The organism is Arthrobacter sp. TJ-240, from assembly GCF_058269195.1.
The window spans coordinates 273,333-298,878 of record NZ_JBZCNG010000003.1; the positions used below are offsets into that span (position 1 = coordinate 273,333).

Genomic DNA, 25,546 nt, shown 5'->3' on the forward strand with positions numbered 1-25,546 from the left:
GGGCCCTCCGGCCGGGACCTGCGCGGGCGCTACTTCTCCACGAGGGTCAGGACGTCGTAGGTCGCCACGATCTCGTCGTCCTGGTTGTACAGGACGGCGTCCCAGGCCACCTCGCCGTACTCGTCCGTCTCCCGCGGCGTGATCCGCTTGGCCGTCAGCGTCACGCGGATCGAATCACCGGCGGCGACCGGCGTGACGAACCGCAGGTTCTCCAGACCGTAGTTCGCCAGCACCGGTCCCGGCGCGGGGTCCACGAAGAGACCGGCCCCCCAGGAGAGCAGGAGATAGCCGTGGGCCACGATGCCCGGGAAGAAGGGATTGGCAGCGGCCGCCGCCTCGTCGGTGTGGGCGTAGAAGGTGTCGCCGGTGGTCTCGGCGAACGCACTGATATCCTCCAGCGTCACCTGCCGCAGTCCGGAGCGGACGGCATCGCCGATGCGCAGCGTGGCGAGGTCCTTGCGGAACGGATGGACGGCGTCGAACCGTCGGTCCGCGCCGGCGTGCCACTCCCCCGTGATGCTGGTGAGCATGTTCGGGGACCCCTGCACCGCGGTGCGCTGCATGTGGTGCAGCACCGAGCGCATGCCACCGAGCTCCTCGCCGCCGCCCGCACGCCCCGGTCCGCCGTGCACGAGGTGCGGCACGGGCGAGCCGTGCCCCGTGGAGGTCCGGGCGTCCTCACGGTTGAGGATCAGGACGCGGCCGTGGTGCGCCGCGATGCCCAGCACGAGGTCCTGCGCCACCGCCGGGTCGTTCGTGCAGACCGTGGCTACCAGGGAACCCGAGCCGAGGGCTGCGAGGCGGACGGCATGCGGGAGGTCGTCGTAGCCGATGACGGACGCGACCGGGCCGAAGGCCTCAACCGAGTGCAGCGCGCCGGCCTCGACGTCCTTCCAGGTGAGCAGCACGGGCTCCATGAAGGCACCTCCCGGTGCCTTGCCGTGGGTGTTGTCCGCGAGCACGACGTCGGGGGCGTCGAGCGAGCCGAACGCCACGGATGCGCCTCCGGCGATCAGCTCCCGGACGGCGTCCTGCACGCCCTCGAGCTGCGCGAGCGAGGCGAGCGCACCCATCGTGACGCCATCGGCCCGCGGGTCGCCCAGGGTCACCCGCGAGCGGATCCGCTCACCCGCGGCCAGCACGACGTCGTCGACGAGCGCCTCGGGCACGATGGACCGGCGGATACTCGTGCACTTCTGGCCGGCCTTGACCGTCATCTCCGTGACGAGGGACTTCACGAACGCATCGAACTCGGGTGTGCCGGGGACGGCGTCGGGACCGAGGATCGCGGCATTGAGGGAGTCGGTCTCGCACGTGAAGCGCACCCCGCCGCGCGCCACGGACGGATGTGCCTTGAGGAGGTCGGCGGTGGACGCGGAGCCCGTGAAGGACACGAGGTCCCGGTAGTCGAGGTGGTCGAGGACGTCACGCGCCGGACCGGAGATGAGCTGCAGCGAACCCGCCGGCAGGATCGCGGAACCGACGATGAGCTTCACGACGGCGGCCGTCAGGAAGCCCGTGGGCGTCGCGGGCTTCACGATGGTCGGTACGCCGGCGAGGAAGGCGGGGGCCAGCTTCTCGAGCATGCCCCAGACGGGGAAGTTGAAGGCGTTGATCTGGACGGCGACGCCGGGGATGCGCGTGTGGATGTGCGTGCCGAGGAAGGAGCCGTCCTTCGAGAGCACCTCGGGCGGACCGTCGACGATCACGTGGGAGTTCGGCAGCTCGCGGCGCCCCTTCGACCCGAACGTGAAGAGCACGCCGATGCCGCCGTCGATGTCCACCATGGAGTCGACCTTCGTGGCACCGGTCTTCGCCGACAGCTCGTACAGGGGTTCGCGGTGCGCGTTCAGGTACTGCGCGAGCTCCTTGAGCTTCAGGGCGCGCTCGTGAAAGGTGAAGCGTCCGAGTTCGGCCTGGCCGGTGCCGCGGGCGAACCGGACGGCGGCGGCCGTGTCGATGCCGACCGTGCTGACGACAGCGAGCTCCTCGCCGGTACTGGCGTCACGGACCACGGTGCCGTCGCCGTCCGCAGCGGTGCGGTCCGGCGTCCACCAGGCATCCTCGATGAAGCTGGGGACGACGTCGATCTGTACTCGTTCCGGGGCGGTGGTCATGTCCGCTCGCCTTTCACTGGTGCTGCTGGGGATGGGTGTCGCGGTGTGGCCGGGTCATGACGCGGACGACGGTGGGGCATCGTCCCACGCGAAGAAGCCGCGCCCGGTCTTGCGTCCGAGATGGCCGCGGGCCACCTTCTCGCGCAGGATCGCCGGCGGGGTGAAGCGCGGCCCGAGGGTCGAGGTGAGGTAGTCCGCGATGCCGAGCCGGACGTCGAGGCCCACGATGTCGGTGGTGCGGAGCGGCCCGACCGGGTGCTTGTAGCCGAGGACCATCGCGGCGTCGATGTCCTCCGCGCTCGCCACGCCCTCCTCGAGCATGCGCATGGCCTCCAGGGCGATGGCGACGCCCAGCCTGGAACTCGCGAAGCCGGGAGAATCGCGCACGACGACGGGTGTCTTGCCGAGCGCGGTCGCCCAGGACCGCGCGGCGGCCTCGAGCTCCCCGGACGTCCGGGCTCCGAGCACCACCTCGATCAGGGTCGACGCCGGCACGGGGTTGAAGAAGTGAAGGCCGCAGAACCGGTCGGGGCGTCGCAGGACGTCGGCGAGCACGTCGACCGAGAGGGACGAGGTGTTCGTCGCGAGCCATGCGCCGTCGTCGAGGACGTCCTCGACCGCCCGCAGCGCCTGCCGCTTGAGTCCGAGGTCCTCCGGCACCGCCTCGACGACGAGACCGCGGGAGGCGAACGACGCGTAGTCCGTGGACACCGCCACGCGGCGGGTCAGCTCGGCCGGCGGTTCCGCCGTCGTGCCGCGGTCCACGCTGCGCGCGAGGGCCTGTGTGACGCGGGCGAGGCCCGCCTCCGCCGCGTCGTCGTCGCGTTCGACGACGACGACGTCCGACCCTGCGAGGCAGAACGCATGCGCGATCCCCGCGCCCATCCGGCCGCCGCCGAGGACGCCGACGCGTGCCGGCACGGCACTCATGAGCTCTTCCTCCGGTCCAGGAACTGCTGCATGCGGTCGAACTTGGCGTCCGACTCGAAGAGCACGGCCTGCGCGAGCTGGTCGATCACAGGGTGCGCTTCCCTCGGTGCGTGGAACACGCTCTTGGTGATCCGCACGGCCAGGGGATCCTGTCGGCCGATGCGGTCCGCGAGAGCGTGGGCCGCCTGCAGGAGGTCCTCCGGTGCGTGGATCTCGGTGATGAGCCGGGCGTCCAGGGCTTCCTCTGCGGTGAGGACGCGCCCGGCGAGGAGGATCTCCTTCGCGAGCGGCTCCCCCACCAGCTCCTTCAGCCGCCAGGTGGCACCGGCGGCCGGGAGGATGCCGAGGCCGGTCTCGGGGTTGCCGATCCTCAGCCGGGGCGTTCCGAGCCGGAAATCGGCGGCGAACGCGAGTTCGGCACCGCCGCCGAGCGCGTAGCCGTCGAGAGCCGCGATGACGGGCATGGGCAGGGCTGCGATGCGGGCGAAGAGCGTCGAGTTGATACCCGCCAGGGCGTCGTCGCGCCGGCGCGCGCGCAGTTCGGCGATATCGGCGCCCGAGGCGAAGACGCCGTCGGACCCGGCGAGGACGAGGATGCGCGGTGTCCGCTCGAGGTCCGCGCAGACGGCGTGCAGCTCGTCGACCATCCCGCGGTCGATCGCGTTGCGCACCTCGGGACGGTGCAGTTCGACGACGAGGACATTCGAGCCGGCGCCCTCGGTGAGCTTCAGCGACGACGGCATCAGACGGCCTCGACGAGCATCGCGGTGCCCTGGCCTACGCCGACGCACATCGTCGCGAGGCCGAGCCGCCGGGACGCTCCGGTGAGTTCGCGCTCCATGCGCCCGAGCAGGGTCACGGCGATGCGCGCGCCCGAGGAGCCGAGGGGGTGGCCGAGGGCGATCGCTCCGCCGTCGCGGTTCACGATGCTCTCGTCGAGCCCAAGCCGCCGGATGCAGGCGAGCGACTGCGTGGCGAAGGCCTCGTTGAGTTCGACGGCGCCGAGGTCGGAGACGGCGAGACCGGTACGCTCGAGGACTTTCTGCGTGGCGGGCACGGGACCGATGCCCATGATCTCCGGCGGCACGCCCGCGGAGGCGCCGTCGAGGATGCGGGCGCGCGGGGTCAGGCCGTACCGTGCGAGGGCGGCTTCCGAGGCGACGATGACGGCGGAGGCGCCGTCGTTGAGGGAGCTCGAGTTGCCGGCCGTGACGATCCCGTCCGGGCGGACCACGGGACGGAGTCCCGCGAGGACGTCGAGGGTCGTGTCGGCGCGCGGGCCCTCGTCGGTGTCCACGGACGTCGACGTCTTCCCGCGGTTGACCTGGACGGGCACGATCTCGTCGGTGAAGCGTCCGGCCTCGATGGCCGCGAGCGCCCGCTGGTGGGAGCGGAGCGCGAACGCGTCGGCGTCGTCGCGCGTGATGCGGTCCAGGGCGGCGAGCTCCTCGGCGGTCTCGGGCATGGAGTACGTGGCCTTGTCCCGCGCGGCGAGCTTCGGGTTGGTGAAGCGCCAGCCGATCGAGGTGTCCAGTACGGCCCCGGGCCTGGCGAAGGCCCGATCCGGTTTCTCCATGACCCAGGGTGCGCGGCTCATCGACTCGACGCCGCCCGCGACGACGATGTCCGCGGCCCCGGACCTCACCATGTGCGAGGCCATGATGATCGCCGAGAGCCCGGAGGCGCAGAGGCGGTTGACGGTGATGCCGGGGACGCTGTCGGGGAAGCCCGCGAGCAGCGCGGCGAGGCGCGCGACGTTCCGGTTCTCCTCGCCGGCGCCGTTCGCGTTGCCGAGGATCACCTCGTCCACGACGGCCGGGTCCAGGCCCGCGCGCTGCACGACGGCGTCGAGCACGAGCGCCGCGAGGTCGTCCGGCCGCACGCCCGAGAGCGCCCCGCCGTACCGGCCCACCGGCGTGCGGACACCGCCCACCAGGAAAGCCTCGGCCATGATCGTCTCCCTCGTCGTCTCAGGTCCAGCATGTCGCTCTGCGGACGAATTACCGAACGTTCGTTCTGTAAAGGCCCGCTCCAGAATTGCATGCCGGTTCGGCACGGTCAACCAGGGCGCCCCGCACCACCGCTCCTGCGCCGCCGCGGACGCCCGGAGCGGCAGTGGCAAGATGGGAACCATGACCGTCGACGCCACCGCGCTCCAAGTCCCTGTTCCTCCCCCGGCCAGGAAGGTGCCGCACGAGCGCACCCACCACGGCGACACCTTCGTGGATCCCTACGAGTGGATGCGCGAGAAGGAGGACCCCGAGCTGATCGGGTACCTCGAGCGCGAGAACGAGTACACGGAGGCCGTGACCCGGCACCAGGAACCGCTGCGCGAGGCCATCTTCAACGAGATCAAGGACCGCACCCAGGAGACCGACCTCTCCGTCCCCGCCCGCAAGAAGGGCTGGTGGTACTACTCGCGGACCGAGGAGGGGAAGCAGTACGGGATCCAGTGCCGCGTGGCCGCGGAGGACACGGGCGACCTGGGCCGTGACTGGACACCGCCCGAGGTGGTCCCCGGCCGGCCGGTGCCGGGCGAGCAGGTCATGCTCGACGGCAACGAGCTCGCCGAGGGCAAGCCGTTCTTCTCCCTGGGCGGCCTCTCCGTGACGGAGGACGGCACGCGGCTCGCGTACTGCGAGGACAACGCGGGCGACGAGCGCTTCACGCTGCGCATCAAGGACCTCACGACGGGCGAGCTGCTGCCCGACGAGATCCCCGGCGTCTTCTACGGGCTGTCCTTCTCCCCCGACGGCAGTCGCGTCTACTACACCGTCGTCGACGACTCCTGGCGCCCCTACCAGGTGCGCTCCCACACCCTCGGCACGCCCGTGGCCGACGACGTCGTCGTCTACCAGGAGGACGACGTCGCCATGTGGACGGGCTTCGAGGTGTCGGCCGACCGCACGCAGCTCCTCATCAGCATCGGCTGCTCGGAGTACAGCGAGTACCGGGTACTCGACCTCGAGCACCCCGAGGCCGGGCTCACGCTGCTGATCTCCCGGGACGAGCGCATCCTGTACGACGCCGAGCCCGTTCCCGTCGACGGCGTACCGCACTACCTCCTGACCCACGACCGCGACGCCAAGAACTCCATGGTGAGCCTCGTCGCGGCGGACGAGTTCTCCCGGCCCCTCGCCGAGCAGCAGTGGACGACGGTCATCCCCCACGACGACGCCGTCCGGGTCGAAGGCCTCTCCATCACGCGGACCCATCTGGTGCTCTCCGTCCGCAAGGACACCATCGAGCGCGTCCAGGTCCTCCCGCTGGCCGGTCTCGGCACCGCGGACCAGGGCCTGCCCGCCGAACCCGACTTCGACGAGGAGCTCTTCACGAGCGCCCTCGCCAATGCCGAGTTCGACTCCCCGATCATCCGCCTGTCCTACACCTCGTACCTCACGCCGCCGCGGGTCTACGACTACGTGCTCGAGGACGGCTCGCTGGAACTGCGCAAGGAGACCGAGGTCCGCGGAGGTTACGATCCCGCCGCGTACGTCGCCGAGCGCCAGTGGGCACCGGCCGCCGACGGGACGCTGATCCCGCTGTCCGTGATCCGCCGGGCCGACCTCGCCCAGGACGGCACCAACCCCGCGGTGATCTACGCGTACGGCAGCTACGAGGTCAGCATGGACCCGGCCTTCTCGGTCGCGCGGCTCTCCCTCCTGGACCGCGGCATCGTCTTCGTCACGGCGCACATCCGCGGCGGCGGCGAGATGGGCCGTGGCTGGTACGAACAGGGCAAGAAGCTCGCCAAGAAGAACACCTTCACGGACTTCGTCGACGCCACCACGTACCTCGGCGGGTCGGGGTGGGTCGACCCCGCACGGATCGCCGCGATGGGCGGATCGGCGGGCGGCCTGCTCATGGGCGCCGTCGCGAACCTGGCGCCGGAGAAGTACCGGGCGATCGTGGCGCAGGTCCCCTTCGTGGACGCCCTCACCACCATCCTCGACCCCGACCTGCCGCTCTCGGCACTCGAGTGGGAGGAGTGGGGCAACCCGATCACCGACCCGGCCGTGTACCGCTACATGAAGGAGTACACGCCCTACGAGAACGTGCGGCCCGTGGCCTACCCCCGGATCGCCGCCGTCACGAGCTACAACGACACCCGGGTGCTCTACGTGGAGCCCGCGAAGTGGGTCGCACGGCTGCGCGAGACGGCGACCGGCACCGAACCGATCGTGCTCAAGACCGAGATGGACGGCGGCCACGGCGGCGCGAGCGGCCGCTACTCCCGCTGGCGCGACGTCGCCTGGGACTACGCGTTCGTCGCGGACGCGGTGGGGGCCGCGGAGGTGCTGGCGCGTTCCACGAGCTCCGTGGAGTAGATGACGGGCTCCGGGTGCGAACCCGGAGCCTCGATCTCCTCGAGGAGCATCGTCCCCGCCTTCACGGCCATCTCGACCATGGGCTGCGTGATCGTGGTGAGCGGCGTGGCGGCCGTCTCGGCGACGGCATGGTTGTCGTAGCCCATGAGCGCGATGTCGCCGGGCACCGTCCTGCCGGCGGCGTGGAGCGCCTCCAGCACGCCGAGCGCCATGAGGTCCGAGGCCGCGAAGATGCCGTCGATGTCGGGGTCCTCGGCCAGCAGCCGGCGAGCCGCCGCGGCTGCCCCGTCCGTGGTGAAGTCGGCGTGGACCACGGGCCCCTCGGGCAGTCCGGCCTCGGCCAGGCCCGCCTTCCAGCCGCGCAGGCGGTCGACGGCGGCGGTCATGTCGGCGGGCCCGGCCACCGTGGCGAGGCGGCGCCGGCCGATGCCCGCGAGGTGCTGGGCAGCCAGGCGCCCGCCGCCCACGTTGTCGGTATCCACATACGTCACGTCGAAGGTCGTGTCCCACGGCCGTCCGATGAAGATGGTGGGAAGACCCGTCTCCGCGAGCGACCTCGCCCACGAGTCGGCCTTGTGGTGCGAGACCACGATCGCCCCGTCCACGTGCCCCCCGCGCAGGTAGCGCAGGGTGCGGGACGAGTCGTCCTCGGTCCTCGACATCAGCAGCACCAGCTGCACGTCGGTCTCCCGGAGCGCCTCCGTGATGCCGGTGATGACGACGGCGAAGAAGGGATCCATCATGACGCGGACGTCCGGCTCCGGGATGACCAGCGCGATCGAGGACGTCCTGCGGGTCACCAGGCTGCGGGCCGCCCGGTTCGGGATGTACCCGAGGTCGACGACCGCACGGTCCACCGCTGCCTGGGCCTCGGGGCTGACACGCTCACCGCCGTTGATGGCGCGGGAGGCGGTGGACCGTGATACCCCGGCGGCCACGGCGAGGTCCTCGAGCGTGGGGCTCGAGCGTGCGGTGACCTGACGCAGCGGTCGGGGCGGGGAGGCCTTCATCACCTCGACAATACGACACCGGCCCTCTCGGCGTCCGGCGACGAGGCGTCCGGCACCGTGTTGGAGGCTGCCAGGCGCGCGTACCAGAGGGCGCTCGCCTTCGGGGTGCGCTCCTGCGTCTCGTAGTCCACCCGCACGAGGCCGAAGCGCTGGTGGTAGCCCCAGGCCCACTCGAAGTTGTCCATGAGGGACCACGCGAGGTAGCCGCGCAGGTCCACGCCGTCGTCGATCGCGTCCTTCATCGCCCGCACGTGGACGTCGAAGAAGCCGAGGCGGTCCTGGTCGTCCACGAAGCCGGAGTCGTCGGGGCTGTCGTTGTAGGCGGCGCCGTTCTCCGTGATGTAGATCGGGATACCCGCCGGGCCCGTGTACTCGTCCTGCAGCCGGTTGAGGAGGCGGCGGAGGCCGTCGGGCTGCACCTCCCAGCCCATGGCGGTGACGGGCAGGCCGCGCGGCACGGAGCGCACGCCGTGTGCAGCGACGTAGGGCGAGGAGACGGGACGCTCGAGGGGCGCGTGGCCCTCCTGCGGCGCAGCCTCACCCGACGGGGACTTGGTGACGGCCTCGCCGTGGTAGTAGTTCACGCCCAGCACATCGATCGGGGTCCCGATGATCTCGAGGTCGCCGTCACGGATGTACTCTGCCAGGCCCAGGTGCTCGACATCGCGGAGCACGTCCTCCGGGTAGGCTCCGCGCAGCACCGGGTCGAGGAAGATGCGGTTGAACTGCCCGTCGATGCGGCGTGCGGCGTCGCGGTCCTCCTCGCTGTTCGAGTCCACGGGATCCGGCACGGTCAGGTTCAGCGTGATGCCGAGCGTCACGTCGGCGTCGCGCCGGCGCAGCTCCTGCGTGGCGAGCCCGTGCCCGAGCAGCAGGTGGTGGGCGGCTGCGAGGGCCGCCGTCGGCTCCTGCCGTCCGGGAGCGTGCACGCCGGCCGCGTAGCCGAGGAACGCCGCGCACCAGGGCTCGTTCAGGGTGGTCCAGATCCGGACGCGGTCGCCCAGGGCCTCGTGCATGACGGCGGCGTACTCGGCGAACCGGTACGCGGTGTCGCGGTTGGTCCAGCCACCCTTGTCCTCGAGGGCCTGCGGCAGGTCCCAGTGGTACAGGGTGAGCCACGGCTTGATGCCGGCCTCGAGGAGCCGGTCGACGAGCCCGGAGTAGAAGCGGATGCCCTCGGGGTTCGGCGTGACGCCGTCCGCCATGCAGCGGGACCACGACGTCGAGAAGCGGTACGCCTGCAGGTTGAGGCTCTTCATCAGCGCGACATCGTCCGCCGACCGGTGGTAGTGGTCGCACGCGACGTCGCCGTTGTGCGCATCCGCCACCGCTCCCGGGACACGGGCGAAGGTGTCCCAGATGGACGGCCCCCTGCCGCCCTCCTGCGCCCCGCCCTCGATCTGGTACGCGGCGGTCGCCGCACCCCAGAGGAAACCCTCGGGAAAGGTGATCTCGGTGCTGCTCATCCTTTGACTGCTCCTTGCATGATTCCTGATACGAGTTGACGTCCCGCCACCGCGAAGAGCAGCAGCAGGGGGATGGTGGAGAGCACCGCTCCGGCGAGCACGATCGAGTAGTCGACGAAGTGCGCGGCCTGGAGCAGCTGCAGTGCCACCGGGAGGGTGGGGTTGGACGGATCCAGCACGATGAACGGCCAGAAGAAGTTGGTCCACGTGGCGACGAACGTGAACAGGGCGAGCATCGCCGCGGCCGGCCGAGCGGCCGGGAGGCCCACGTACCAGAACGCCTGGATCATCGACGCGCCGTCGATCCGGACGGCCTCGATGAGCTCGTCCGGCAGCGCGTCCCTCAGGTACTGCGTCATCCAGAACACCCCGAAGGCCGTGACGACGCCGGGGATGATCACCGCCCAGAGCGACCCGGTCCAGCCGAGCTTCGCCATGACGATGAACAGCGGCACCACGCCGAGCTGGGTGGGGACCGCCATGGTGGCGATCACGAACACCAGGAGGCCCTTGCTGCCGCGGAAGCGGAGCTTCGCGAACGCGAACCCGGCGAGGGTGGAGAACAGGACCACGGACACCGCCGTGACGGTGGAGACGATGATGCTGTTGCCGAGCGCCTTCCAGAACGGGATCGTGTCCAGCACACTGGCCGCGTTGGCGAAGAAGTTGCCACCCGGCACCAGGGGCACACCCTTGCTGATGACCGAGCTGTCGTGACTTCCCACCAGGAACGACCACCAGAGGGGGAACACCGAGCCGAGGATCACGGCTCCCAGGAACCCATAGGTCAGGAATCCGGGACGCCGCATCGTGCCGCCGGTGGCGCCGCGGCGCCGGGAGCCGAGGCCCCGCTGGGCCGCACGGGCGGCCCCCTTGCCCGCAGTCTGTTCGATCATGGGGATGGAGCTCATCGTCGGCCTCCCTGGGTGGCGATGCGGCGGGTGATGAGGAAGTTGGCCATCGCGATGATGACGATGATGAGGAACAGCAGCCAGGCGACGGCCGAGGCCCTGCCGAAGTTGCGCTGACCCCAGCCGAGCTCCCAGATGTACATGGTGAGCGTCTGCCACTGGCGGTCGGCGCCGCCGAGGCCCGCCTGGTCGAACACGCGTGCCTCGTCGAAGATCTGGAGGCCACCGATCGTCGCAGTGATCACCACGAAGATGATGGTGGGGCGGAGCATCGGCACGGTCACCGAGAAGAACTGGCGGAGACGCCCGGCGCCGTCGATCGTCGCCGCCTCGTAGACGTCCCTGGGGATGGCCTGCATGGCGGCGAGGAAGATCAGGGCGTTGTAGCCCGTCCAGCGGAAGTTCACCATGGTGGCGATCGCCGTGTGACTCGCGAGCGAGTCGGAGTGCCAGCGGACCGGGTCCAGCCCTATCCCCGTCAACAGCTCGTTGAACAGGCCTGCCTGATCAGCGAAGAGGTTGTTGAAGATCAACCCAACGGCCACGGGGGCCACCACGAACGGTACGAGGACGCCCATCCGCCAGAACGTCTTGGCCCGGAGGTTCGCATCGAGCACCGCCGCGATGGCGATGGCGAGGACGACCTGGGGGACGGACGAGAGGAGGAAGATGCTGAACGTATTGCCTACCGCGTTCCAGAAGAACGGCTGCGCGAGGACGAACTCGTAGTTCTCGAGTCCCGTGAACTTGCCCTGGCCCCCGATGAGGTTCCAGGAGTGGAGCGAGACCCATGCCGTGTAGGCCAGGGGGAACAGGCCCGTGATCGCGAAGAGCACGAAGAACGGCGAGATGTAGATATACGGGGACAGCTTGACGTCCCACTTCGACACCTTCTGGGAGAAGGCGAGTCGCTTCACACTCTTGTCACGTGAGGCACGCTGGTTCGTGTTGGGGGGTGGGGTTTGGACCCGGTCCGTGACGGCCATGGGCTACAGAGCGCCTACAGCGGTGACGAACTTCTCCCAGGAGGAGGCGGGGTCGTCGGTCTTGTCGACGTCGACACGGGTGAGGGCCTGCTGCATGGCGTCGTTGACGGCGAAGTACTTGGGACCCTTGAACGGCGTGACCTCGACGGCGGTGGCCCGGTTGGCGAGGATCTCACCGGTCGGGGCGTCGTTGAAGAACGCGTTGGTCTGGCCCAGGAGTGCGTCGCTCTCCAGCGCGTCGACCTGGCTGGGGAAGGTGCCCTTGGACTCGAAGGCCTTGATCTGCTGCTCCGGGGCGGTGAGCCACTCGGCGAGCTTCTTGGCCTCGGCCTGGTTGGCGCCCTGCGTGGGGACGGTCAGGTAGGACCCGCCCCAGTTGCCGCCGCCGCCGGGGAAGACATCGGCGATGTCCCAGCCCTCGACGCCCTCGGCGTTGCCCTCGATGACGCCGAGCATCCAGCCCGGGCAGAGCTTGGTCGCGAACGCGTCGGACTGGAAGCTGGCCACCCAGTCGTCCTCCCACTGCGTGAGGTGCGCGGAGAGACCGTCGGTGACGGAGGCCTGCAGGACCTGCTCGTAGATGTCCTTGACGTCGGGATTCTCGGTGGCGATGAGCGCGCCGTCGTTGTCCTCGTACGCGTTCTGGACCTGGTTGATCATGCCCTGGTAGGTGGCTCCGGCGGAGTCGAACCAGGCCGTGCCGCCGCTCGCGGCGACGAACTTCTTGCCCGCGTCGAAGTAGTCCTGCCACGATCCGTCGAGCATCTCCGCGACGGACTCACGGTCGCTGGGGAGCCCGGCCTTCTCGAACAGGTCGGCGCGGTAGCAGACGCCCTGGGGTCCGGCGTCCGTGCCGTAACCGATCAGCTGGCCGTCCTCGGTGGTGGCGGCGGCGGTCTTCCAGTCGAGCCAGCGTCCCTCGACGGCGGGGTCGCTGAGGTCGGCGAACTGGTCGGGGTACTCGAGCAGCTCGGGCAGCCAGTCGACCTCGATGCCCTCGATGTCGGACAGTCCGGAGCCGGCGGCGAGCCTCGTGGTGAGGTTGTCGCGGGCCTCGTTCGAGGTCGCGGCCTTCTTGTGTTCGATGGTGACGTTGGGGTTGAGCTCCTCGTATTCGGTGAAGAGCTCCTCGTAGCCGAATTCGTTGAACGTACCGACGGACAGGGTGACGTCCTCGGTGCCGGTCTCGCCTTCGACGCCGGCGTTGTCCGAACCGCCGGATCCGCAGGCGGTGAGGGCCAGGGCGAGGCATGCCGCCGTGGCGGACAGTGCGGTGATACGTGCTCTGCTGTGCACGGATGACTCCTTTGTCAGGGTTGGATCCCACCGCCGGGTGCAGCGGGTTCAGGGTGGTTCTTCCCGGGGCTCGGCGTCCGGACGGGACACGGGCCGGGGCCCGTCGATCGGGCCCGGTCCAGGACTGGAGTGGCGGCGGCAGGTTCCGGGAGCACCCGGAACCCACCGCCGGTGCGAGTGGGTACTGCAGACCGAGACCGGGATCCGACCGGGAGATCAGACCCGGTGGGAGCGCTCTCACGCTGTCGCACCATCCTGACTGTGACGCACGGCACTGTCAAGTGGGAGCGCTTCCACGGCCGGCTGATTCCTGACCTAACCTGCATCGTTGCAGGTCAGGGGCCGAGCCGATCGCGTCGCGTGATCGGATCGTTACCCGATTGGCACTCTTCGCCGCTCCCGGCACGCCGCTAGAGTGGCGCATGCCCCGCTTCCCGAGCCAGGAGAACCAGTTCCGATGACGCAAGAACCCTCCTCCCCCTGGACCATCGTTCTCGGGGAACTCGACGAGAAGATGGGCGTCCGGATCGTGGAGCAGTCGGTCGAGCGCGTGGTGGCCACCATGCCGGTGGCCGGCAACCGCCAGTCCTTCGGCCTCCTCCACGGTGGCGCCTCCCTGGCGGTCGGCGAGGCCGTCGGTTCGTGGGCGGCCGTGATCCATGCCTCGACGCTCGGGAAGACCGCCGTCGGAGTGGATGTCTCCGCAACACACCACAGGGGTGCCCGTGAGGGCACGGTGACCATCACGGCGACGCCCATCCACCTGGGCCGCACCCTGACCACCCACGAGGTGCTGCTCACCAACGAGGTGGGGCAGCGCCTCTGCACCCTTCGCATCACCAATCTGCTCCTCGACAGGCCCATCCCGGCCGGTAGCGTGGAGGGATGAGCAGGCACTGGCCATCCGGGTTCCGCGCAGCCCTCCTCGCCGTCGTCGCTCTCGGCGCGACCCCGATGCTCGGTGGTGCCGCCGGCCCCGCCGCAGCACCGCCGCGGGACGCGCTGTCCTACGTGGCGCTCGGCGACTCCTATGCCTCCGGATTCGGTGCCGGGTCCTACTCCGACGACTGCGGCCGGTCCCCGCTCGGCCTGCCCGGCCTGCTCGACGACAGGGAACAGGTGGACCTGATCGCGGATGCCACGTGCGCCGGCGCGAGGGTCACCACGGACCCGGGCGAAGCCGGCGGCCCTCGCGACCTGCCCGAGCAGGTCGCGCAGGTCGTCGCCGGCGGCGCCCTGTCCGCCGACACCGATCTGGTGAGCATCTCGGCCGGCGGGAACGACGCGGGCTTCGGTGAGGTGGCAGCGGTGTGCGCCTCGCAGCCTCCGGCGGTCTGCTCGGAGGTGATCGCCGCGCGCAACAGGACGTCGCTTCCCGTGCTGGCAGGAGCTCTGGACGCGCTCCACGGAGACATCCGTGCCGCGGCACCGGATGCCACCGTCCTCGTCACCGGGTACCCGCACCTCTTCTCCCCAGCGTTCGGCAACGAGGTCATTCCTTTGGCCTCGCAGGAGGCGTTCAACGCCGGCACGGACGAACTCAACGCCGTGGTCCGGGAGCGCGCCGAGGCCGCCGGTTTCGTGTTCGTCGATCTCGTGCCGGCCTTCGAAGGTCACGGCCTCGGCTCCCCCTCGCCGTGGATCACCCTCCGGGCCGATGCGATCGACAACCTGCACCCCACGGCCGAGGGCTACCGGGACGGGTACTACTCCGCGGTGCGCGGCACCGTGGACCTCGACCGGCTCCGGTGCCAGGCACCCCGGTGACAGGGCCGCGAGCGGCGCTTACGGGGCTCCTCACGTGGCGCGCCATGCTCGACCCGGAGGGCAGCGAGTTCTGCATCACGTGACCTCGGCCGGCGGGGCCGCCGACGTGTCGACGCGGACTCAGACCGCGCGCCACGACTCCCGCAGCACATCGATCCCGTCCAGAAGTACGTCCAGCCCTACGGCGAACTCCTCGTCGTAGTCGTAGCCGGACCGCGCCAGTTCGACGACCACCTCCATCAGGTAGGGGTACAGCTCCGCGGCCTCGGAGACCTGCCCCTCCCGTGTCGCGGCAGCCACCTCGGCGGACTCCTCCGGCGTCTCGAACGACAGGGTCTTCTGCTGCAGGGCGAAGCCGTACACGTAGGCGTCCAGGACGGAGGTGACGTGGACGGTGGACCGGAAGGAGAAACCGCTCTCGCGCAGGCACCCCATCATCGCGTTGTGCTGCCGCAGGTTCTCCGGTCCCGGCGGGCCGTGGGCCTCCATCAGGCCGATGGCCCAGCGATGGCGGGTGAGCGCGGCACGCAGGGAGACGGCGCGCTCGCGCATGGCCCGCTTCCAGCCCCGTTCGGCGCCCGGCTCGGTCACCTCGCCCCAGACGATGTCCACCATCCCGTCGAGCAGGTCCTGCTTGTTCGCGACGTGTTTGTAGAGCGCCATGGGGACCACTCCGAGGCCCTGGGCGAGCGTGCGCATCGTGAAGCCGTCGATCCCCACGTCGTCGGCGAGCTCGATGCCTGCGCGCAGCACAACCTGCCGATTGAGGCGGCGCCGCCCGGGCTCCTCCTGCTGGGCCACGACTGCTCCTTCCCCTGATACGGACCGGACCGTTGACAAAGTGTACGTGATACACCTACGGTCATCTCCCAGGTGTACGACGTACACATCAAGCCGACAGGAGCATCATGACATCCGACGACAGGACTGCCCGCATAGCCGGGATCTTCTTCCTCCTCACGTTCATCTCGGCGATCGCGGGTGCCGTGCTCTACGCGCCGGCGCTCACCGATCCCGGTTACGTCGGCGGACCGGGGGCTGATGTCCGTATCCTCCTCGGCGTCGTGTGCGAGATCGTGCTGGTCATCACGAACATCGGCACGGCGATCGTCCTCTTCCCCGTGCTCCGGAGCCACCACGAGGCGGCGGCCCTCGGCTACGTCGCCGCGCGGATCATGGAGTGCGCCCTCATCGTCGTCGGAACGCTCGGCATGCTGACCGTCGTCACCCTCCGCCGGTCCGCAGCCCAGGGGGACGGCGGGGACAGCGAGTCCTACCTGCCCGTGGCCCGCGCCCTCGTTGCTCTCCATGACTGGACGTTCCTCCTCGGCCCCGGCTTCGTCGTCGGGATCGGGAACGGTCTGCTGCTCGGGTTCCTCCTGTACCGGTCGGGCCTCGTGCCTCGTCGCATGGCGCTGCTGGGCCTCATCGGAGGGCCCCTCATGTCTGCCTCCGGGATCGCCGTGCTCTTCGGCGCCTACGAACAGACATCGGTCTGGTCCGGGTTGGCCACACTCCCGGAGATCGCCTGGGAGGCATCGCTCGGGATCTACCTCGCGTTCGTGGGGTTCCGGCGGAAGGGCCCCGAGGGCGTCGAGGGCGCCAAGGGTCCCGCTGGAACGGCAACGGCATCGCACCTCGCGCCGTGACGGTACCCGCAGGCGCCCCGGGGAGCACCCTGACTGCATCTCGGACGCACCCGGGAGACACGTCGGCCGCGGTCCCCGGGGCAGGGCAGGCCGACCGGTTCCGGTGCCACGCGCCCCGGACGCAGTACGCCGCCTCCCGGATCTTCCGGAACCGCGCCGTGGGCCCTACCCTGTCGCCATGCCCTTCTCCATCCAGATCTCGGTCGACTGCAAGGATCCACACGCCCAGGCGGACTGGTGGGCGGAGACCCTCGACTGGGTGGTGGAGCCTACCGACGAGGCATTCCTCGACAGGATGATCGCCGAGGGCCATGCCCGTGCGTCGGACGTGATCGAGCGCCACGGCAGGCGTGTCTGGAAGGACGGCACGGCGATCTGCCGTGCGGACGACGTGGGGCGACCGGGCCGCGAGCGCATGCTCTTCCAGCCGGTCCCTGAACCGAAGACCGTGAAGAACCGCATGCATATCGACATCGACCTCGCCGGCTCGGACCGGGACGAACAGCGTGCACGGCTCGAGGCGAGGGGCGCCCGCTACGTGGAGCGGCACTCACAGGGTCCCCTCACGTGGTACGTCATGCTCGACCCGGAGGGCAACGAGTTCTGCATCGCGTGACCGCGGCCACCGGAGCCGCCGCCCGCTGCCGCGCGGCTAGACTCGACGGGTGACTTCAGAGCTTCCCGCCAAGGTATCCGACATCTTCGACCCGACCCGCTGGCGGGTCGTGACGGGATTCGAGGACTTCACGGACCTGACGTACCACCGGGCGGTGGAACGCGACGCCGCAGGCGCCGTGGTCCGCGACCTCCCCACAGTGCGCATCGCCTTCGACCGACCCGAGGTACGCAACGCGTTCCGCCCGGGCACCGTCGACGAGCTCTATCGGGCGCTCGACCACGCCCGCATGTCTCCCGACGTCGCCACCGTCCTGCTCACCGGCAACGGCCCGAGCCCCCGCGACGGCGGCCACTCCTTCTGCTCCGGCGGGGACCAGCGCATCCGCGGCCGCGACGGCTACCGGTATGCCGGGGGCGAGACGACCGAGACCATCGACCCGGCGCGTGCCGGCCGCCTCCACATCCTCGAGGTCCAGCGGCTCATCCGCACCATGCCCAAGGTCGTCATCGCCGTCGTCAACGGCTGGGCGGCCGGAGGCGGGCACAGCCTCCACGTGGTCGCGGACCTGACCGTCGCCTCCGCACAGCACGGCCGGTTCAAGCAGACCGATGCCACCGTGGGCAGCTTCGATGCCGGCTACGGCTCAGCCCTCCTGGCCCGGCAGATCGGCCAGAAGAAGGCGCGGGAGATCTTCTTCCTGGCACGCGAGTATTCCGCGCAGGACATGGTGGAGATGGGCGCGGTGAACGAGGCCGTGGACCACGCGGTCCTCGAGGAGACCGCGCTCGCATATGCCGCGGACATCGCCCGCCAGAGCCCGCAGGCCATCCGCATGCTCAAGTTCGCCTTCAACCTCCCCGACGACGGCCTGGCGGGTCAGCAGGTGTTCGCGGGCGAGGCTACCCGCATGGCATACATGACGGACGAGGCGGTGGAGGGCAAGGAGGCGTTCCTCGAGAAGCGGGCTCCCGACTGGTCCCCGTTCCCCTACTACTTCTAGGAGCGGCGTGGAACTCCTGCCCGTCCACACCCCCGATGGCTTCGACCCCCTCGGGCTGCTGAAACCCCTCGCCGCGGCCCTCGCGGGCGAGGGCCCCGCGGTCGCACCTCATGTTCGGCCGGACCAGACTTTCGACGGCACACTGCCGAACGACGAGATCGCAGCGGTGATCAGCACGTCCGGTTCCACGGGCGTGCCGAAGCAGACGATGCTCAGCGTCGACGCCCTGGCCGCGTCCGCCATGGGTACCGCCTTCGCCCTCAAGGCCGAGGGGCAGTGGCTGCTGACGCTCCCCGTGCATTACGTCGCCGGCTTCCAGGTGCTCGTGCGGTCCCTGTTCGCCGGTACGCAGCCGTGGGTGATGGACACGACCGCCGGCTTCACGCCGGAGGCCTTCACCAGTGCCGCGGGAGAACTGACCGACCGGGTCCGGTTCACCTCGCTGGTCCCGACACAGCTCCACCGGCTGCTGGCCGATCCGTCGCCGGGGACCCTCCGCGTCCTGCGCCGGTTCGACGGGATCCTCCTCGGCGGAGCTCCGGCCGGGGCGTCGCTGCGCTCCCTCGCCCGCAGCCACGACCTGAAGATCGTCGAGACGTACGGCATGAGCGAGACCTGCGGCGGCTGCGTCTACGACGGCACGCCCCTCGACGGCGTCGAACTCCGCTCGGTGGACGGCCGCCTGCGGATCGGCGGATCCGTGCTGGCCGAGGGCTACTTCGGCGCACCGGACCTCACCGGGGAGAAGTTCGTCTTCAACTCCGGTGAGCGCTGGTTCGTCACCGACGACGCCGGCGAGGTGGCACCCGACGGGTCGGTCACCGTGCACGGGCGCCTGGACGACGTCATCATCACGGGCGGCCTGAAGGTGTCCGCGACGAGGGTCTCCGACGTCATCGAGGCACTGGCCGGGGTGGAGCAGGCTCTGGTGCTCGGCATCTCCAGTGAGGAATGGGGCACGGCCGTGGCTGCGGCGGTGGTGGGTGACGTCGCCCCCGAGGTCATCCAGCAGGCCGTCCACGTCGAACTGGGAGCACACGCCGTCCCCAAAGCCATCGTCTCCCTCGATGCCCTGCCCCTGCTGCCGGGCGGCAAGCCCGACCGCCGCGCCATCTCCATGCTCCTCGAACGCGCCTAGGCGTTCCAGGCACCCCGCTTCCCGCTTCCCGCACGACCCGACGACAAGGACCTCCCCGTGGCGACTGCCGCACAGTGGCTTGAAGGAGCCCGCCCCCGCACCCTGCCCATGGCCCTCGCCCCCGTGATCATCGGGAGCGCGGCCGCGTTCGGGCTGGGCTCGTTCAAGCCGCTCAACGCGGTGCTCGCGGCGATCGTCTCGGTCCTGCTGCAGGTGGGCGTGAACTACGCCAACGACTACTCGGACGGCATCCGTGGGACGGACGACGAGCGCGTGGGCCCGCTGCGACTCACCGGATCCGGGGTGGCCCGGCCCCAGCAGGTGAGGAACGCGGCGTTCGCCTGCTTCGGTCTCGCCGTCCTCGCGGGCCTCGCGCTGATCCTGCTGTCGCAGGCGTGGGTGCTGCTGCTCGTGGGCGTGGGCTGCGTCGCCGCCGCGTGGGGCTACACCGGAGGCAAGAACCCTTACGGGTACCTGGGCCTGGGCGACCTGTTCGTCTTCGTGTTCTTCGGGCTCGTCGCAACGCTGGGCACCACCTTCACCCAGGCCGACCGGCTGAGCGCGGCGGCGTGGATCGGTGCGGTCAGCACGGGCCTGATCGCGATGGCCCTGCTCATGGCCAACAACGTGCGCGACATCCCGACGGACAGCGCGGTGGGCAAGCGGACCCTCGCGGTGCGGCTCGGGGACACCCCCGCTCGGATCAGCTACGTGATGATGCTCGCCGCCGCCGTCCTGCTGCCGCTGTTCCTCAGCTACGACTACCCGTGGGTGCTGCTCGTCCTGCTGCTCGTGCCGGCCTGCCTGATGCCGAGCTGGCTCATGCTCAAGGGCAAGAAGCGCAAGAGCCTCATCCCCGTCCTGAAGCAGACCGGCCTGATCAACCTGGCGTTCAGCGTCCTCTTCGCCGCCGGGATCGTGGTCACGACGGCCCTCGCCTAACTCCAGGCCGCAGCGTCCGTATCAGGCCGTGTTGCCGCGGGGCTTGCGGTCCGCGTTCACCGGGGTGTTGGGGTCCAGTGCATCCTCGGCGGCGGCGTCGTCGACCTCCACGGCCGTCCGCACGGGCGGGGCGCCCGGGGTGAACCGGCGCTGCAGCGTGGCCGCAGCAGCGTCGCGCAGGTTCCGCGCGAAGAGGTAGGTCACGCACCAGGCGAGGACCGCGGCGACCACCGCGGAGAGGAACAGTCCGAGGCCCAGCAGTACGCACGCCACGTAGAAGACGATGATCAGGAGCAGGCGCAGTGCTGTGAATTTGAGGAAGGCCACGCTCCAAGTTTACTCGCCTACAATTGGCGCATGCCCCGCCTCCTCCTCTTCGCCGCGATCCTGGCAGTCGCCGTCATCATCTATGCCCTGATCGATTGCGTCATGAGCCGAAAACACGAAGTGCGGAGCATCTCGAAGACCGCCTGGTTCCTCACCATCCTCCTGCTGCCGATCATCGGCGCCGGTATGTGGTTCCTGTTCGGCCGCCCCCGCAAGCAGGGGCCGTCCGGGCCGCGACGCCCCTCGCCGCGCCAGCCCACCGCCCCGGACGACGATCCCGCGTTCCTCCAGAACCTCGAGACCCAGCGCTGGCAGCGGGCCCGCGAGGAGGAGAGGCGCCGGCGCGAGCAGGAGCAGAAGGAACGCGACGCGAAGGCGCGCGACGGGAAAGCGCGCGAAACCGGCAAGGACTCCCCCGCCCGTGAGGACAAGCACGACGGCGAGGGCAACGACGACGCCGGGTCCGGTTCCGCAGGAGCCCGCCACCCCTGACGGGAAGTACCCGTCCCATCAGAACCGCCCCTCAGGACCGCCCCTCATGAGCGCCCCTCCGCGGTGATCATGCCCACCGAGCCGCCCGCTCGGTGGGCATCGTCGTTCCTGCAGAGTGTGCCGCCCGGCTCCGTGAGCGGTGTGGTCCCGAAGCGCTGAACCGCGCCGCTCGGTGGGCATCGTCGTTCCTGCAGAGTGTGCCGCCCGGCTCCGTGAGCGGCGAGCACATGTCCCGGACACACGAGAGCCCCGCAGCGGATGCTGCGGGGCTCTCGTGGAAGGCGCCCGATCAGACGCCGGAGTAGCTGTGCAGTCCCGAGAAGTAGATGTTCACGATCGTGAAGTTGAAGACGATGCAGAGGTACCCGACGATCGACAGCCACGCCGCACGCGTGCCCGTCCAGCCACGCGTCGCGCGGGCGTGGAGGTACCCGGCGTAGACCGTCCAGATCACGAAGGTCCAGACCTCCTTGGTGTCCCAGCCCCAGTACCGGCCCCAGGCCTGCTCGGCCCAGATGGCGCCCGCCATCAGGGTGAAGGTCCAGCCGACGAACGCGACGGCGTTGAGGCGGTAGGACAGGTTCTCCAGGCTCAGGGCGGACGGCACGAGGCGCAGGAACCGGGCGGTGTCGGCCTTGCCGGCGAGGAGCTTGGCCTCGCGCGAGGTCTGCAGGAGCTGCAGCACCGACATGGAGAAGGTGATGGTGAAGAGCGCCGAGGACGCCACCGCGATGGAGACGTGCACGATCAGCCAGTAGCTCTGCAGGGCCGGGATCAGGCGGGCGACGGGCGTCGGGAACCCGACGGTGGCGGCGCACAGCATGATGACCACGAGCCCCACCACGAAGGAGCCCACGAATCGGAGGTCCTTGCGCGTGAGCGCGATGAGGAAGATGAGCGCGACGAGGAATGCACCTGTGGTGCAGAACTCGTACATGTTGCCCCACGGCACCCGGTGCGCCGCGATGCCGCGCGTGATGACGGCGGCGCCGTGGATCACCGCGGCCAGGACGGTCAGCGAGACGGCCACGCGGGCCAGTCCGCGCCGGGGGCCGGAACCGTAGTCCATGGAGTCGTCGGCCGTCGCCGGTGTGGTGGGGACGGCCGCCGTCGACGACCCTGCCCCGCGCACACCGACCCCGGCGAGGGCACGGGCCGGAGCGGCCTTCTCGCCGGCGAGGCGCGACTCGAGCGCGCCGATGGTGGAGCTCGACTTCACGAGGTCGAGCACGAAGAAGACCAGGGCCACCACGTAGGCGATGGAGGCCAGGAGCATGAAGAGCTCACTGACCTGCCCGAGCTCGGCATTGACTGGTTGTGGCATCAGATGTCCTTTGCGTCGTGGTGCGCAGAGCCGGCTGCCGGCTGCGCGGCCCCCTGCTCCCTATGGTCCCCCGCGGGTGCGGACGGGACCAACCAGTGGTCCGCCAGCAGTTTCTCGACCGCCCTGCCCTCGGCGAGGAGCCGGGGGTCCTCGCCGCGGGCCAGCAGTCCGTATTCCAGCATGATGCGTCCGTCCGGATGCTCCCCGGTCCGTACCCACAGCCTGCGGCGCCCGATGAACAGGGAGGCCGTCAGCCCGAGCAGGGCCAGGGTCGAGAACACGAGGGCTCCCACCTGACCCGGGTCGTGGTGGATGTCCATGGCGATGTAGCGCTTGAGCCCGTCGAACGTGACCGATCCCTTGCCCTCGGGCAGGTCGTAGGTCTGGCCGACGCCGAGCACGATGCCGCCGTCGTCGTTGTTCCGGCTGTTGAGCTCGGTCAGGTTCTCCGTGTCGAGGACGTACACGTTCTCCGGGGTGCCGTCGTCGAGCCCCAGGTCCCCGTAGTAGGAGTTGAGGTTGAGCTGCGGATTGAAGGGGTCCGGGTCCCGTGAGAAGGACACGCCCTCCTCGTCGACGAACGCCGTGGGGAGGAAGAAGCCCACGAAGCCGAGCTGGTCCGGCTTGGCGTCCGGCGCCTTGAGGACGAACAGGGAGGTGTAGAGGGCGTCGGAGGGGACCGAGACGACGGGACCCTGCGACGCGATGTTGCCCTCGCCGTCGCGGACGGTCACGACGGGCGCATAGCCGTTACCCACGAGGTACACGTTCGTGCCGCCGATGGTGAGCGGTGCGTTGACCTTGAGGACCTGCTGCTCCTCGTCCTCGCCGGGGCCGTCCTGCGTGGTGACGGCGGCGGTGAAGTCGAGCGGCTGGCCGTAGTGGCTCTCCTGCTCGCGGTCGAAGCGGACGTCGAAGGAGTCGAGGCGGAGGGAGTACGGCGTGAGCCGGTCGTCGGAGAAGTTCGAGCCGGGGCTGAAGCTGTCGTAGCCGATCAGGGTGTTGACGAAGCTGTCGCCCTCGACGAGGACCTTCTGCCCGTTGTAGCCGAAGAGCCCGCCGACGGCCACCGAGACCAGCACACCGATCAGGGAGGTGTGGAACACGAGGTTGCCGAGCTCCTTGGCGAGGCCGCGCTCGGCACCGACGGACGGACGCTCCGTCCCGGCGTCGCGCACGTCCACGCGGTACCCGCGCTTCTTCAGGAGTGCGGCGGCCTGCTCGGCGGCGGCGGCGGGGGTGAGCCCTGCGTCCCGGGCGCGGTGAGCGGGCACCTCGAGCGTGCCGTAGACGGGCAGGCGCGAGAGCCGCTTGGGCGTCCGCGGGGGCTTCGAACGGACGGCCCTGAAGTGGGCGATGGCACGCGGGATCACGCAGCCGATGAGCGACACGAACAGCAGGAGGTAGATCGCGGAGAACCAGACCGACGAGTATACGTCGAAGAGCTGGAACCAGTCGAGGACGGGCCCGGTGTCGGGGTTGTCCTGGAGGTACTGCGTGACGACGGCGGGATTCGCGGGCCGCTGCGGGAACAGCGAACCGGGCACGGCCGCGACGGCGAGAAGCAGGAGCAGGAACAGTGCGGTCCGCATGCTCGTCAGCTGTGTCCATGCCCACCGCAGGGTGCCGAGGAACCCGAGCGAGGGCAGGACGACATCGGACCCGGCGCGCGCGGCGCCCGCCCTGTCCCTCGTGTCCTGCGAGACGTCCTGCTTCACTGTGCCCTTTCCATCGGTCGCGAGCCCTCGTGGCGTGATGCGGTGCTGCGTGTCATATCGGCAGGACCACGTTCCCGATCAGCAGATCCTGCAGCTGCGTGATGAGCAGGTTCCAGACGCCACTCACCATGAGGACGCCGACGAGCACGAGCATCCCGCCCCCGGCCCGCTGCAGGAGCAGCCGGTTCTTCCGGAAGAACGCGAGCGCACCCATGCCGCGGCGCACCCCGAGCGCGATCAGCACGAACGGCAACCCGAGCCCCATGCAGTAGACGAACGTGAGCACGGCGCCCTTGAGGGCCGTGGCATCGTCGCCGGAGATGGCGAGCAGCTGAACGGCGCCGAGGGTGGGCCCGATGCACGGCGCCCAGCCCAGGCCGAAGGTGACACCGAGCAGGGGTGCCCCCAGCAGGCCGGCAGGCACCCTGGCGTGCACGCGGCTCTCACGCTGGAACCAGGAGAAGCCGCCCATGAAGACGATCCCCAGGAGGATCACGACGACGCCGGACACCTGGATGAGCCACCCCTGGGAGACGCGCAGGAAGGCGCCGAGCTGACCGAACAGCGTGCCGTAGGCCATGAAGACCACGGAGAAACCGAGGACGAACAGTCCGATCCCCGCGACCATGCGCCCCCTCCTCTGCTTCTCGAGGTCCACCCCGGTCAGTCCCGTGACGTACCCGAGGTACCCGGGCACCAGCGGCAGGACGCAGGGTGAGGCGAAGGAGACGAGGCCTGCCAGCAGGGCCACCGGCAGGGCGAGCAGCATGGAACCGTTGAGGACGGCGTCGGCGAAGCCGTTCCCCGCGGCGAGCGGGACGGACGCCGGCAGGCCCGACGACAGGATGGTCGGGGGATTCATCGGCACGGCGCGACGGGCGCGCTACTCGGCGAGGGCATCGGCGATCAGGGCCTTGAGCGTGCTGCGATCCGCGAGCCCGAGGATCCGGGCGGAGACCCGCCCCTCGCGGTCGAGGACGATCGTCGTGGGAACGGCCTGCGGCGGCACGTACTGCGTCATGTCGAGCAGCACCCTGCCGTCCTTGTCGTCGAAGCTGCCGTAGGGGATGCCGAAGCTGCGTTCGAAGGCTTCGGCCGTCGCGCGCTCGTCGCGGATGTTCACGCCGTAGAAGGCGGCGCCCTGCGGGCCGAACTCGTCGTGAAGCGACACCAGGTCCGGCGCCTCCTCGCGACAGGGGGCACAGGAGGCGTACCAGAAGTTGAGGACGGTCACCTGGCCGTCCCACTCCTTGCTGGAGACGGACGTGCCGTCGAACAGGGCACCCTCGACCTCGACGGGCTCGCCCCGGTCCGATTCGGCATACTCGGTGACGGAACCGTCACCGGCGATGTAGTTCTTGCCGTCGCCCGCGGCCGCCTGCTGCGCGAGCGGGTCCTCGGCCGCACACGACGTCACCGCGAGCGAGACGGGCACGGTGAAGGCCAGGGCCATCCCCAGCGTGAGCAGGCGACGACGCTTCGTGGAGCGAATGCTTGAAGTCACGGCATCTTCCGTTGATTTCTAC

The 25,546-nt window shown here is 70.0% G+C and carries 24 protein-coding genes; 9 read left to right on the forward strand and 15 right to left on the reverse strand.

Annotation, left to right across the window (positions count from 1 at the left end):
• Positions 1-29: 29 nt before the first annotated feature.
• The 4 genes from paaZ to AC4D2C_RS09595 are packed head-to-tail and all read right to left on the reverse strand — an operon-like array spanning position 30 to position 4,998.
• On the reverse strand, positions 30-2,117 hold the full coding sequence (gene paaZ / locus AC4D2C_RS09580; RefSeq protein ID WP_490914405.1) for a phenylacetic acid degradation bifunctional protein PaaZ: 2,088 nt from the start codon (positions 2,115-2,117) through the stop codon (positions 30-32).
• A gap of 54 nt (positions 2,118-2,171) precedes the next feature.
• Positions 2,172-3,047, reverse strand: coding sequence for a 3-hydroxyacyl-CoA dehydrogenase family protein (locus AC4D2C_RS09585; RefSeq protein ID WP_490914407.1), 876 nt, complete (start codon positions 3,045-3,047; stop codon positions 2,172-2,174).
• On the reverse strand, positions 3,044-3,790 hold the full coding sequence (locus tag AC4D2C_RS09590) for an enoyl-CoA hydratase/isomerase family protein (protein WP_490914408.1): 747 nt from the start codon (positions 3,788-3,790) through the stop codon (positions 3,044-3,046). The genes AC4D2C_RS09585 and AC4D2C_RS09590 overlap by 4 nt, the downstream gene beginning before the upstream one ends.
• Positions 3,790-4,998, reverse strand: a complete 1,209-nt coding sequence (locus AC4D2C_RS09595; RefSeq protein WP_490914410.1) for a thiolase family protein — start codon at positions 4,996-4,998, stop codon at positions 3,790-3,792. The genes AC4D2C_RS09590 and AC4D2C_RS09595 overlap by 1 nt, the downstream gene beginning before the upstream one ends.
• A gap of 181 nt (positions 4,999-5,179) precedes the next feature.
• On the opposite strand from AC4D2C_RS09595, the gene AC4D2C_RS09600 reads away from it, so the two are divergent.
• A complete protein-coding gene (locus AC4D2C_RS09600; RefSeq protein WP_490914412.1) occupies positions 5,180-7,375 on the forward strand; it encodes a S9 family peptidase in 2,196 nt (731 codons plus the stop codon).
• Here AC4D2C_RS09600 and AC4D2C_RS09605 read toward each other — a convergent pair.
• Genes AC4D2C_RS09605 through AC4D2C_RS09625 form a run of 5 tightly spaced genes read right to left on the reverse strand, consistent with a single transcriptional unit; the run spans position 7,306 to position 13,044 of the window.
• Complete coding sequence (locus AC4D2C_RS09605) at positions 7,306-8,385, reverse strand: LacI family DNA-binding transcriptional regulator (protein WP_490906899.1); 1,080 nt, start codon at positions 8,383-8,385, stop codon at positions 7,306-7,308. The genes AC4D2C_RS09600 and AC4D2C_RS09605 overlap by 70 nt on opposite strands.
• Positions 8,385-9,851, reverse strand: coding sequence for a GH1 family beta-glucosidase (locus AC4D2C_RS09610; protein WP_490914414.1), 1,467 nt, complete (start codon positions 9,849-9,851; stop codon positions 8,385-8,387). The genes AC4D2C_RS09605 and AC4D2C_RS09610 overlap by 1 nt, the downstream gene beginning before the upstream one ends.
• Entirely contained in the window at positions 9,848-10,762 is a 915-nt protein-coding gene (locus AC4D2C_RS09615) for a carbohydrate ABC transporter permease (protein ID WP_490906897.1), read from the reverse strand. The genes AC4D2C_RS09610 and AC4D2C_RS09615 overlap by 4 nt, the downstream gene beginning before the upstream one ends.
• Positions 10,759-11,748 (reverse strand): carbohydrate ABC transporter permease, encoded by a 990-nt coding sequence (locus tag AC4D2C_RS09620; RefSeq protein ID WP_490914415.1) that lies wholly within the window; start codon positions 11,746-11,748, stop codon positions 10,759-10,761. The genes AC4D2C_RS09615 and AC4D2C_RS09620 overlap by 4 nt, the downstream gene beginning before the upstream one ends.
• 3 nt (positions 11,749-11,751) lie before the next feature.
• Complete coding sequence (locus AC4D2C_RS09625) at positions 11,752-13,044, reverse strand: ABC transporter substrate-binding protein (protein WP_490914417.1); 1,293 nt, start codon at positions 13,042-13,044, stop codon at positions 11,752-11,754.
• Between the two features lie 457 nt (positions 13,045-13,501).
• Between AC4D2C_RS09625 and AC4D2C_RS09630 the strand changes: the two genes are divergently transcribed.
• Both AC4D2C_RS09630 and AC4D2C_RS09635 read left to right on the forward strand, forming a co-directional pair.
• Positions 13,502-13,933 carry a PaaI family thioesterase gene (locus AC4D2C_RS09630; protein WP_490914419.1) on the forward strand — a complete coding sequence of 144 codons (432 nt, stop codon included), beginning with the start codon at positions 13,502-13,504 and terminating at the stop codon, positions 13,931-13,933.
• Positions 13,930-14,811: an SGNH/GDSL hydrolase family protein gene (locus AC4D2C_RS09635; protein WP_490914421.1), complete on the forward strand. Its 882-nt coding sequence runs from the start codon at positions 13,930-13,932 to the stop codon at positions 14,809-14,811. Before AC4D2C_RS09630 ends, AC4D2C_RS09635 begins: the two co-directional genes overlap by 4 nt.
• A 120-nt stretch (positions 14,812-14,931) precedes the next feature.
• Here AC4D2C_RS09635 and AC4D2C_RS09640 read toward each other — a convergent pair whose 3' ends face one another.
• Entirely contained in the window at positions 14,932-15,612 is a 681-nt protein-coding gene (locus AC4D2C_RS09640) for a TetR/AcrR family transcriptional regulator C-terminal domain-containing protein (RefSeq protein ID WP_490914423.1), read from the reverse strand.
• A 107-nt stretch (positions 15,613-15,719) separates the two neighbouring features.
• Between AC4D2C_RS09640 and AC4D2C_RS09645 the strand changes: the two genes are divergently transcribed.
• From AC4D2C_RS09645 to AC4D2C_RS09665, 5 genes are all read left to right on the forward strand, one after another.
• Positions 15,720-16,460: a DUF4386 domain-containing protein gene (locus tag AC4D2C_RS09645; protein ID WP_490914425.1), complete on the forward strand. Its 741-nt coding sequence runs from the start codon at positions 15,720-15,722 to the stop codon at positions 16,458-16,460.
• A 178-nt stretch (positions 16,461-16,638) separates the two neighbouring features.
• Positions 16,639-17,076: a VOC family protein gene (locus tag AC4D2C_RS09650; protein WP_490914427.1), complete on the forward strand. Its 438-nt coding sequence runs from the start codon at positions 16,639-16,641 to the stop codon at positions 17,074-17,076.
• Between the two features lie 49 nt (positions 17,077-17,125).
• Positions 17,126-18,079, forward strand: coding sequence for a 1,4-dihydroxy-2-naphthoyl-CoA synthase (locus tag AC4D2C_RS09655; protein WP_490906888.1), 954 nt, complete (start codon positions 17,126-17,128; stop codon positions 18,077-18,079).
• A 7-nt stretch (positions 18,080-18,086) separates the two neighbouring features.
• Positions 18,087-19,217, forward strand: coding sequence for an AMP-binding protein (locus AC4D2C_RS09660; protein ID WP_490914429.1), 1,131 nt, complete (start codon positions 18,087-18,089; stop codon positions 19,215-19,217).
• 57 nt (positions 19,218-19,274) lie between these two features.
• Entirely contained in the window at positions 19,275-20,159 is an 885-nt protein-coding gene (locus AC4D2C_RS09665) for a 1,4-dihydroxy-2-naphthoate polyprenyltransferase (RefSeq protein ID WP_490914430.1), read from the forward strand.
• 21 nt (positions 20,160-20,180) lie between these two features.
• Here AC4D2C_RS09665 and AC4D2C_RS09670 read toward each other — a convergent pair whose 3' ends face one another.
• A complete protein-coding gene (locus tag AC4D2C_RS09670; protein ID WP_490914432.1) occupies positions 20,181-20,486 on the reverse strand; it encodes a DUF4229 domain-containing protein in 306 nt (101 codons plus the stop codon).
• A 30-nt stretch (positions 20,487-20,516) separates the two neighbouring features.
• On the opposite strand from AC4D2C_RS09670, the gene AC4D2C_RS09675 reads away from it, so the two are divergent.
• Complete coding sequence (locus tag AC4D2C_RS09675; RefSeq protein WP_490914433.1) at positions 20,517-20,978, forward strand: PLD nuclease N-terminal domain-containing protein; 462 nt, start codon at positions 20,517-20,519, stop codon at positions 20,976-20,978.
• A gap of 289 nt (positions 20,979-21,267) precedes the next feature.
• On the opposite strand, the gene ccsB is transcribed toward AC4D2C_RS09675, so the two are convergent.
• The 4 genes from ccsB to AC4D2C_RS09695 all read right to left on the reverse strand — a co-directional run bounded on the left by ccsB (position 21,268) and on the right by AC4D2C_RS09695 (position 25,524).
• Positions 21,268-22,302: a c-type cytochrome biogenesis protein CcsB gene (ccsB, locus tag AC4D2C_RS09680; protein WP_490914434.1), complete on the reverse strand. Its 1,035-nt coding sequence runs from the start codon at positions 22,300-22,302 to the stop codon at positions 21,268-21,270.
• Positions 22,302-24,020: a cytochrome c biogenesis protein ResB gene (resB, locus tag AC4D2C_RS09685; protein ID WP_490914435.1), complete on the reverse strand. Its 1,719-nt coding sequence runs from the start codon at positions 24,018-24,020 to the stop codon at positions 22,302-22,304. Before resB ends, ccsB begins: the two co-directional genes overlap by 1 nt.
• A gap of 52 nt (positions 24,021-24,072) precedes the next feature.
• Positions 24,073-24,789: a cytochrome c biogenesis CcdA family protein gene (locus AC4D2C_RS09690; protein ID WP_490914807.1), complete on the reverse strand. Its 717-nt coding sequence runs from the start codon at positions 24,787-24,789 to the stop codon at positions 24,073-24,075.
• 114 nt (positions 24,790-24,903) lie between these two features.
• The gene (locus AC4D2C_RS09695; RefSeq protein ID WP_490914437.1) at positions 24,904-25,524 is read right to left on the reverse strand and encodes a TlpA family protein disulfide reductase; all 621 of its coding nucleotides are present in this window, start codon (positions 25,522-25,524) and stop codon (positions 24,904-24,906) included.
• Between the last annotated feature and the right edge of the window lie 22 nt (positions 25,525-25,546).

Excerpts from the sequence above, each read along its gene's own strand:
- paaZ (WP_490914405.1), bottom strand. The coding sequence starts at position 2,117 with ATGACCACCGCCCCGGAACGAGTACAGATCGACGTCGTCCCCAGCTTC.
- AC4D2C_RS09585 (WP_490914407.1), bottom strand. The coding sequence starts at position 3,047 with ATGAGTGCCGTGCCGGCACGCGTCGGCGTCCTCGGCGGCGGCCGGATG.
- AC4D2C_RS09590 (WP_490914408.1), bottom strand. The coding sequence starts at position 3,790 with ATGCCGTCGTCGCTGAAGCTCACCGAGGGCGCCGGCTCGAATGTCCTC.
- AC4D2C_RS09595 (WP_490914410.1), bottom strand. The coding sequence starts at position 4,998 with ATGGCCGAGGCTTTCCTGGTGGGCGGTGTCCGCACGCCGGTGGGCCGG.
- AC4D2C_RS09600 (WP_490914412.1), top strand. The coding sequence starts at position 5,180 with ATGACCGTCGACGCCACCGCGCTCCAAGTCCCTGTTCCTCCCCCGGCC.
- AC4D2C_RS09605 (WP_490906899.1), bottom strand. The coding sequence starts at position 8,385 with ATGAAGGCCTCCCCGCCCCGACCGCTGCGTCAGGTCACCGCACGCTCG.
- AC4D2C_RS09610 (WP_490914414.1), bottom strand. The coding sequence starts at position 9,851 with ATGAGCAGCACCGAGATCACCTTTCCCGAGGGTTTCCTCTGGGGTGCG.
- AC4D2C_RS09615 (WP_490906897.1), bottom strand. The coding sequence starts at position 10,762 with ATGAGCTCCATCCCCATGATCGAACAGACTGCGGGCAAGGGGGCCGCC.
- AC4D2C_RS09620 (WP_490914415.1), bottom strand. The coding sequence starts at position 11,748 with ATGGCCGTCACGGACCGGGTCCAAACCCCACCCCCCAACACGAACCAG.
- AC4D2C_RS09630 (WP_490914419.1), top strand. The coding sequence starts at position 13,502 with ATGACGCAAGAACCCTCCTCCCCCTGGACCATCGTTCTCGGGGAACTC.
- AC4D2C_RS09635 (WP_490914421.1), top strand. The coding sequence starts at position 13,930 with ATGAGCAGGCACTGGCCATCCGGGTTCCGCGCAGCCCTCCTCGCCGTC.
- AC4D2C_RS09645 (WP_490914425.1), top strand. The coding sequence starts at position 15,720 with ATGACATCCGACGACAGGACTGCCCGCATAGCCGGGATCTTCTTCCTC.
- AC4D2C_RS09650 (WP_490914427.1), top strand. The coding sequence starts at position 16,639 with ATGCCCTTCTCCATCCAGATCTCGGTCGACTGCAAGGATCCACACGCC.
- AC4D2C_RS09675 (WP_490914433.1), top strand. The coding sequence starts at position 20,517 with ATGCCCCGCCTCCTCCTCTTCGCCGCGATCCTGGCAGTCGCCGTCATC.
- ccsB (WP_490914434.1), bottom strand. The coding sequence starts at position 22,302 with ATGCCACAACCAGTCAATGCCGAGCTCGGGCAGGTCAGTGAGCTCTTC.
- AC4D2C_RS09690 (WP_490914807.1), bottom strand. The coding sequence starts at position 24,789 with ATGCTGCTCGCCCTGCCGGTGGCCCTGCTGGCAGGCCTCGTCTCCTTC.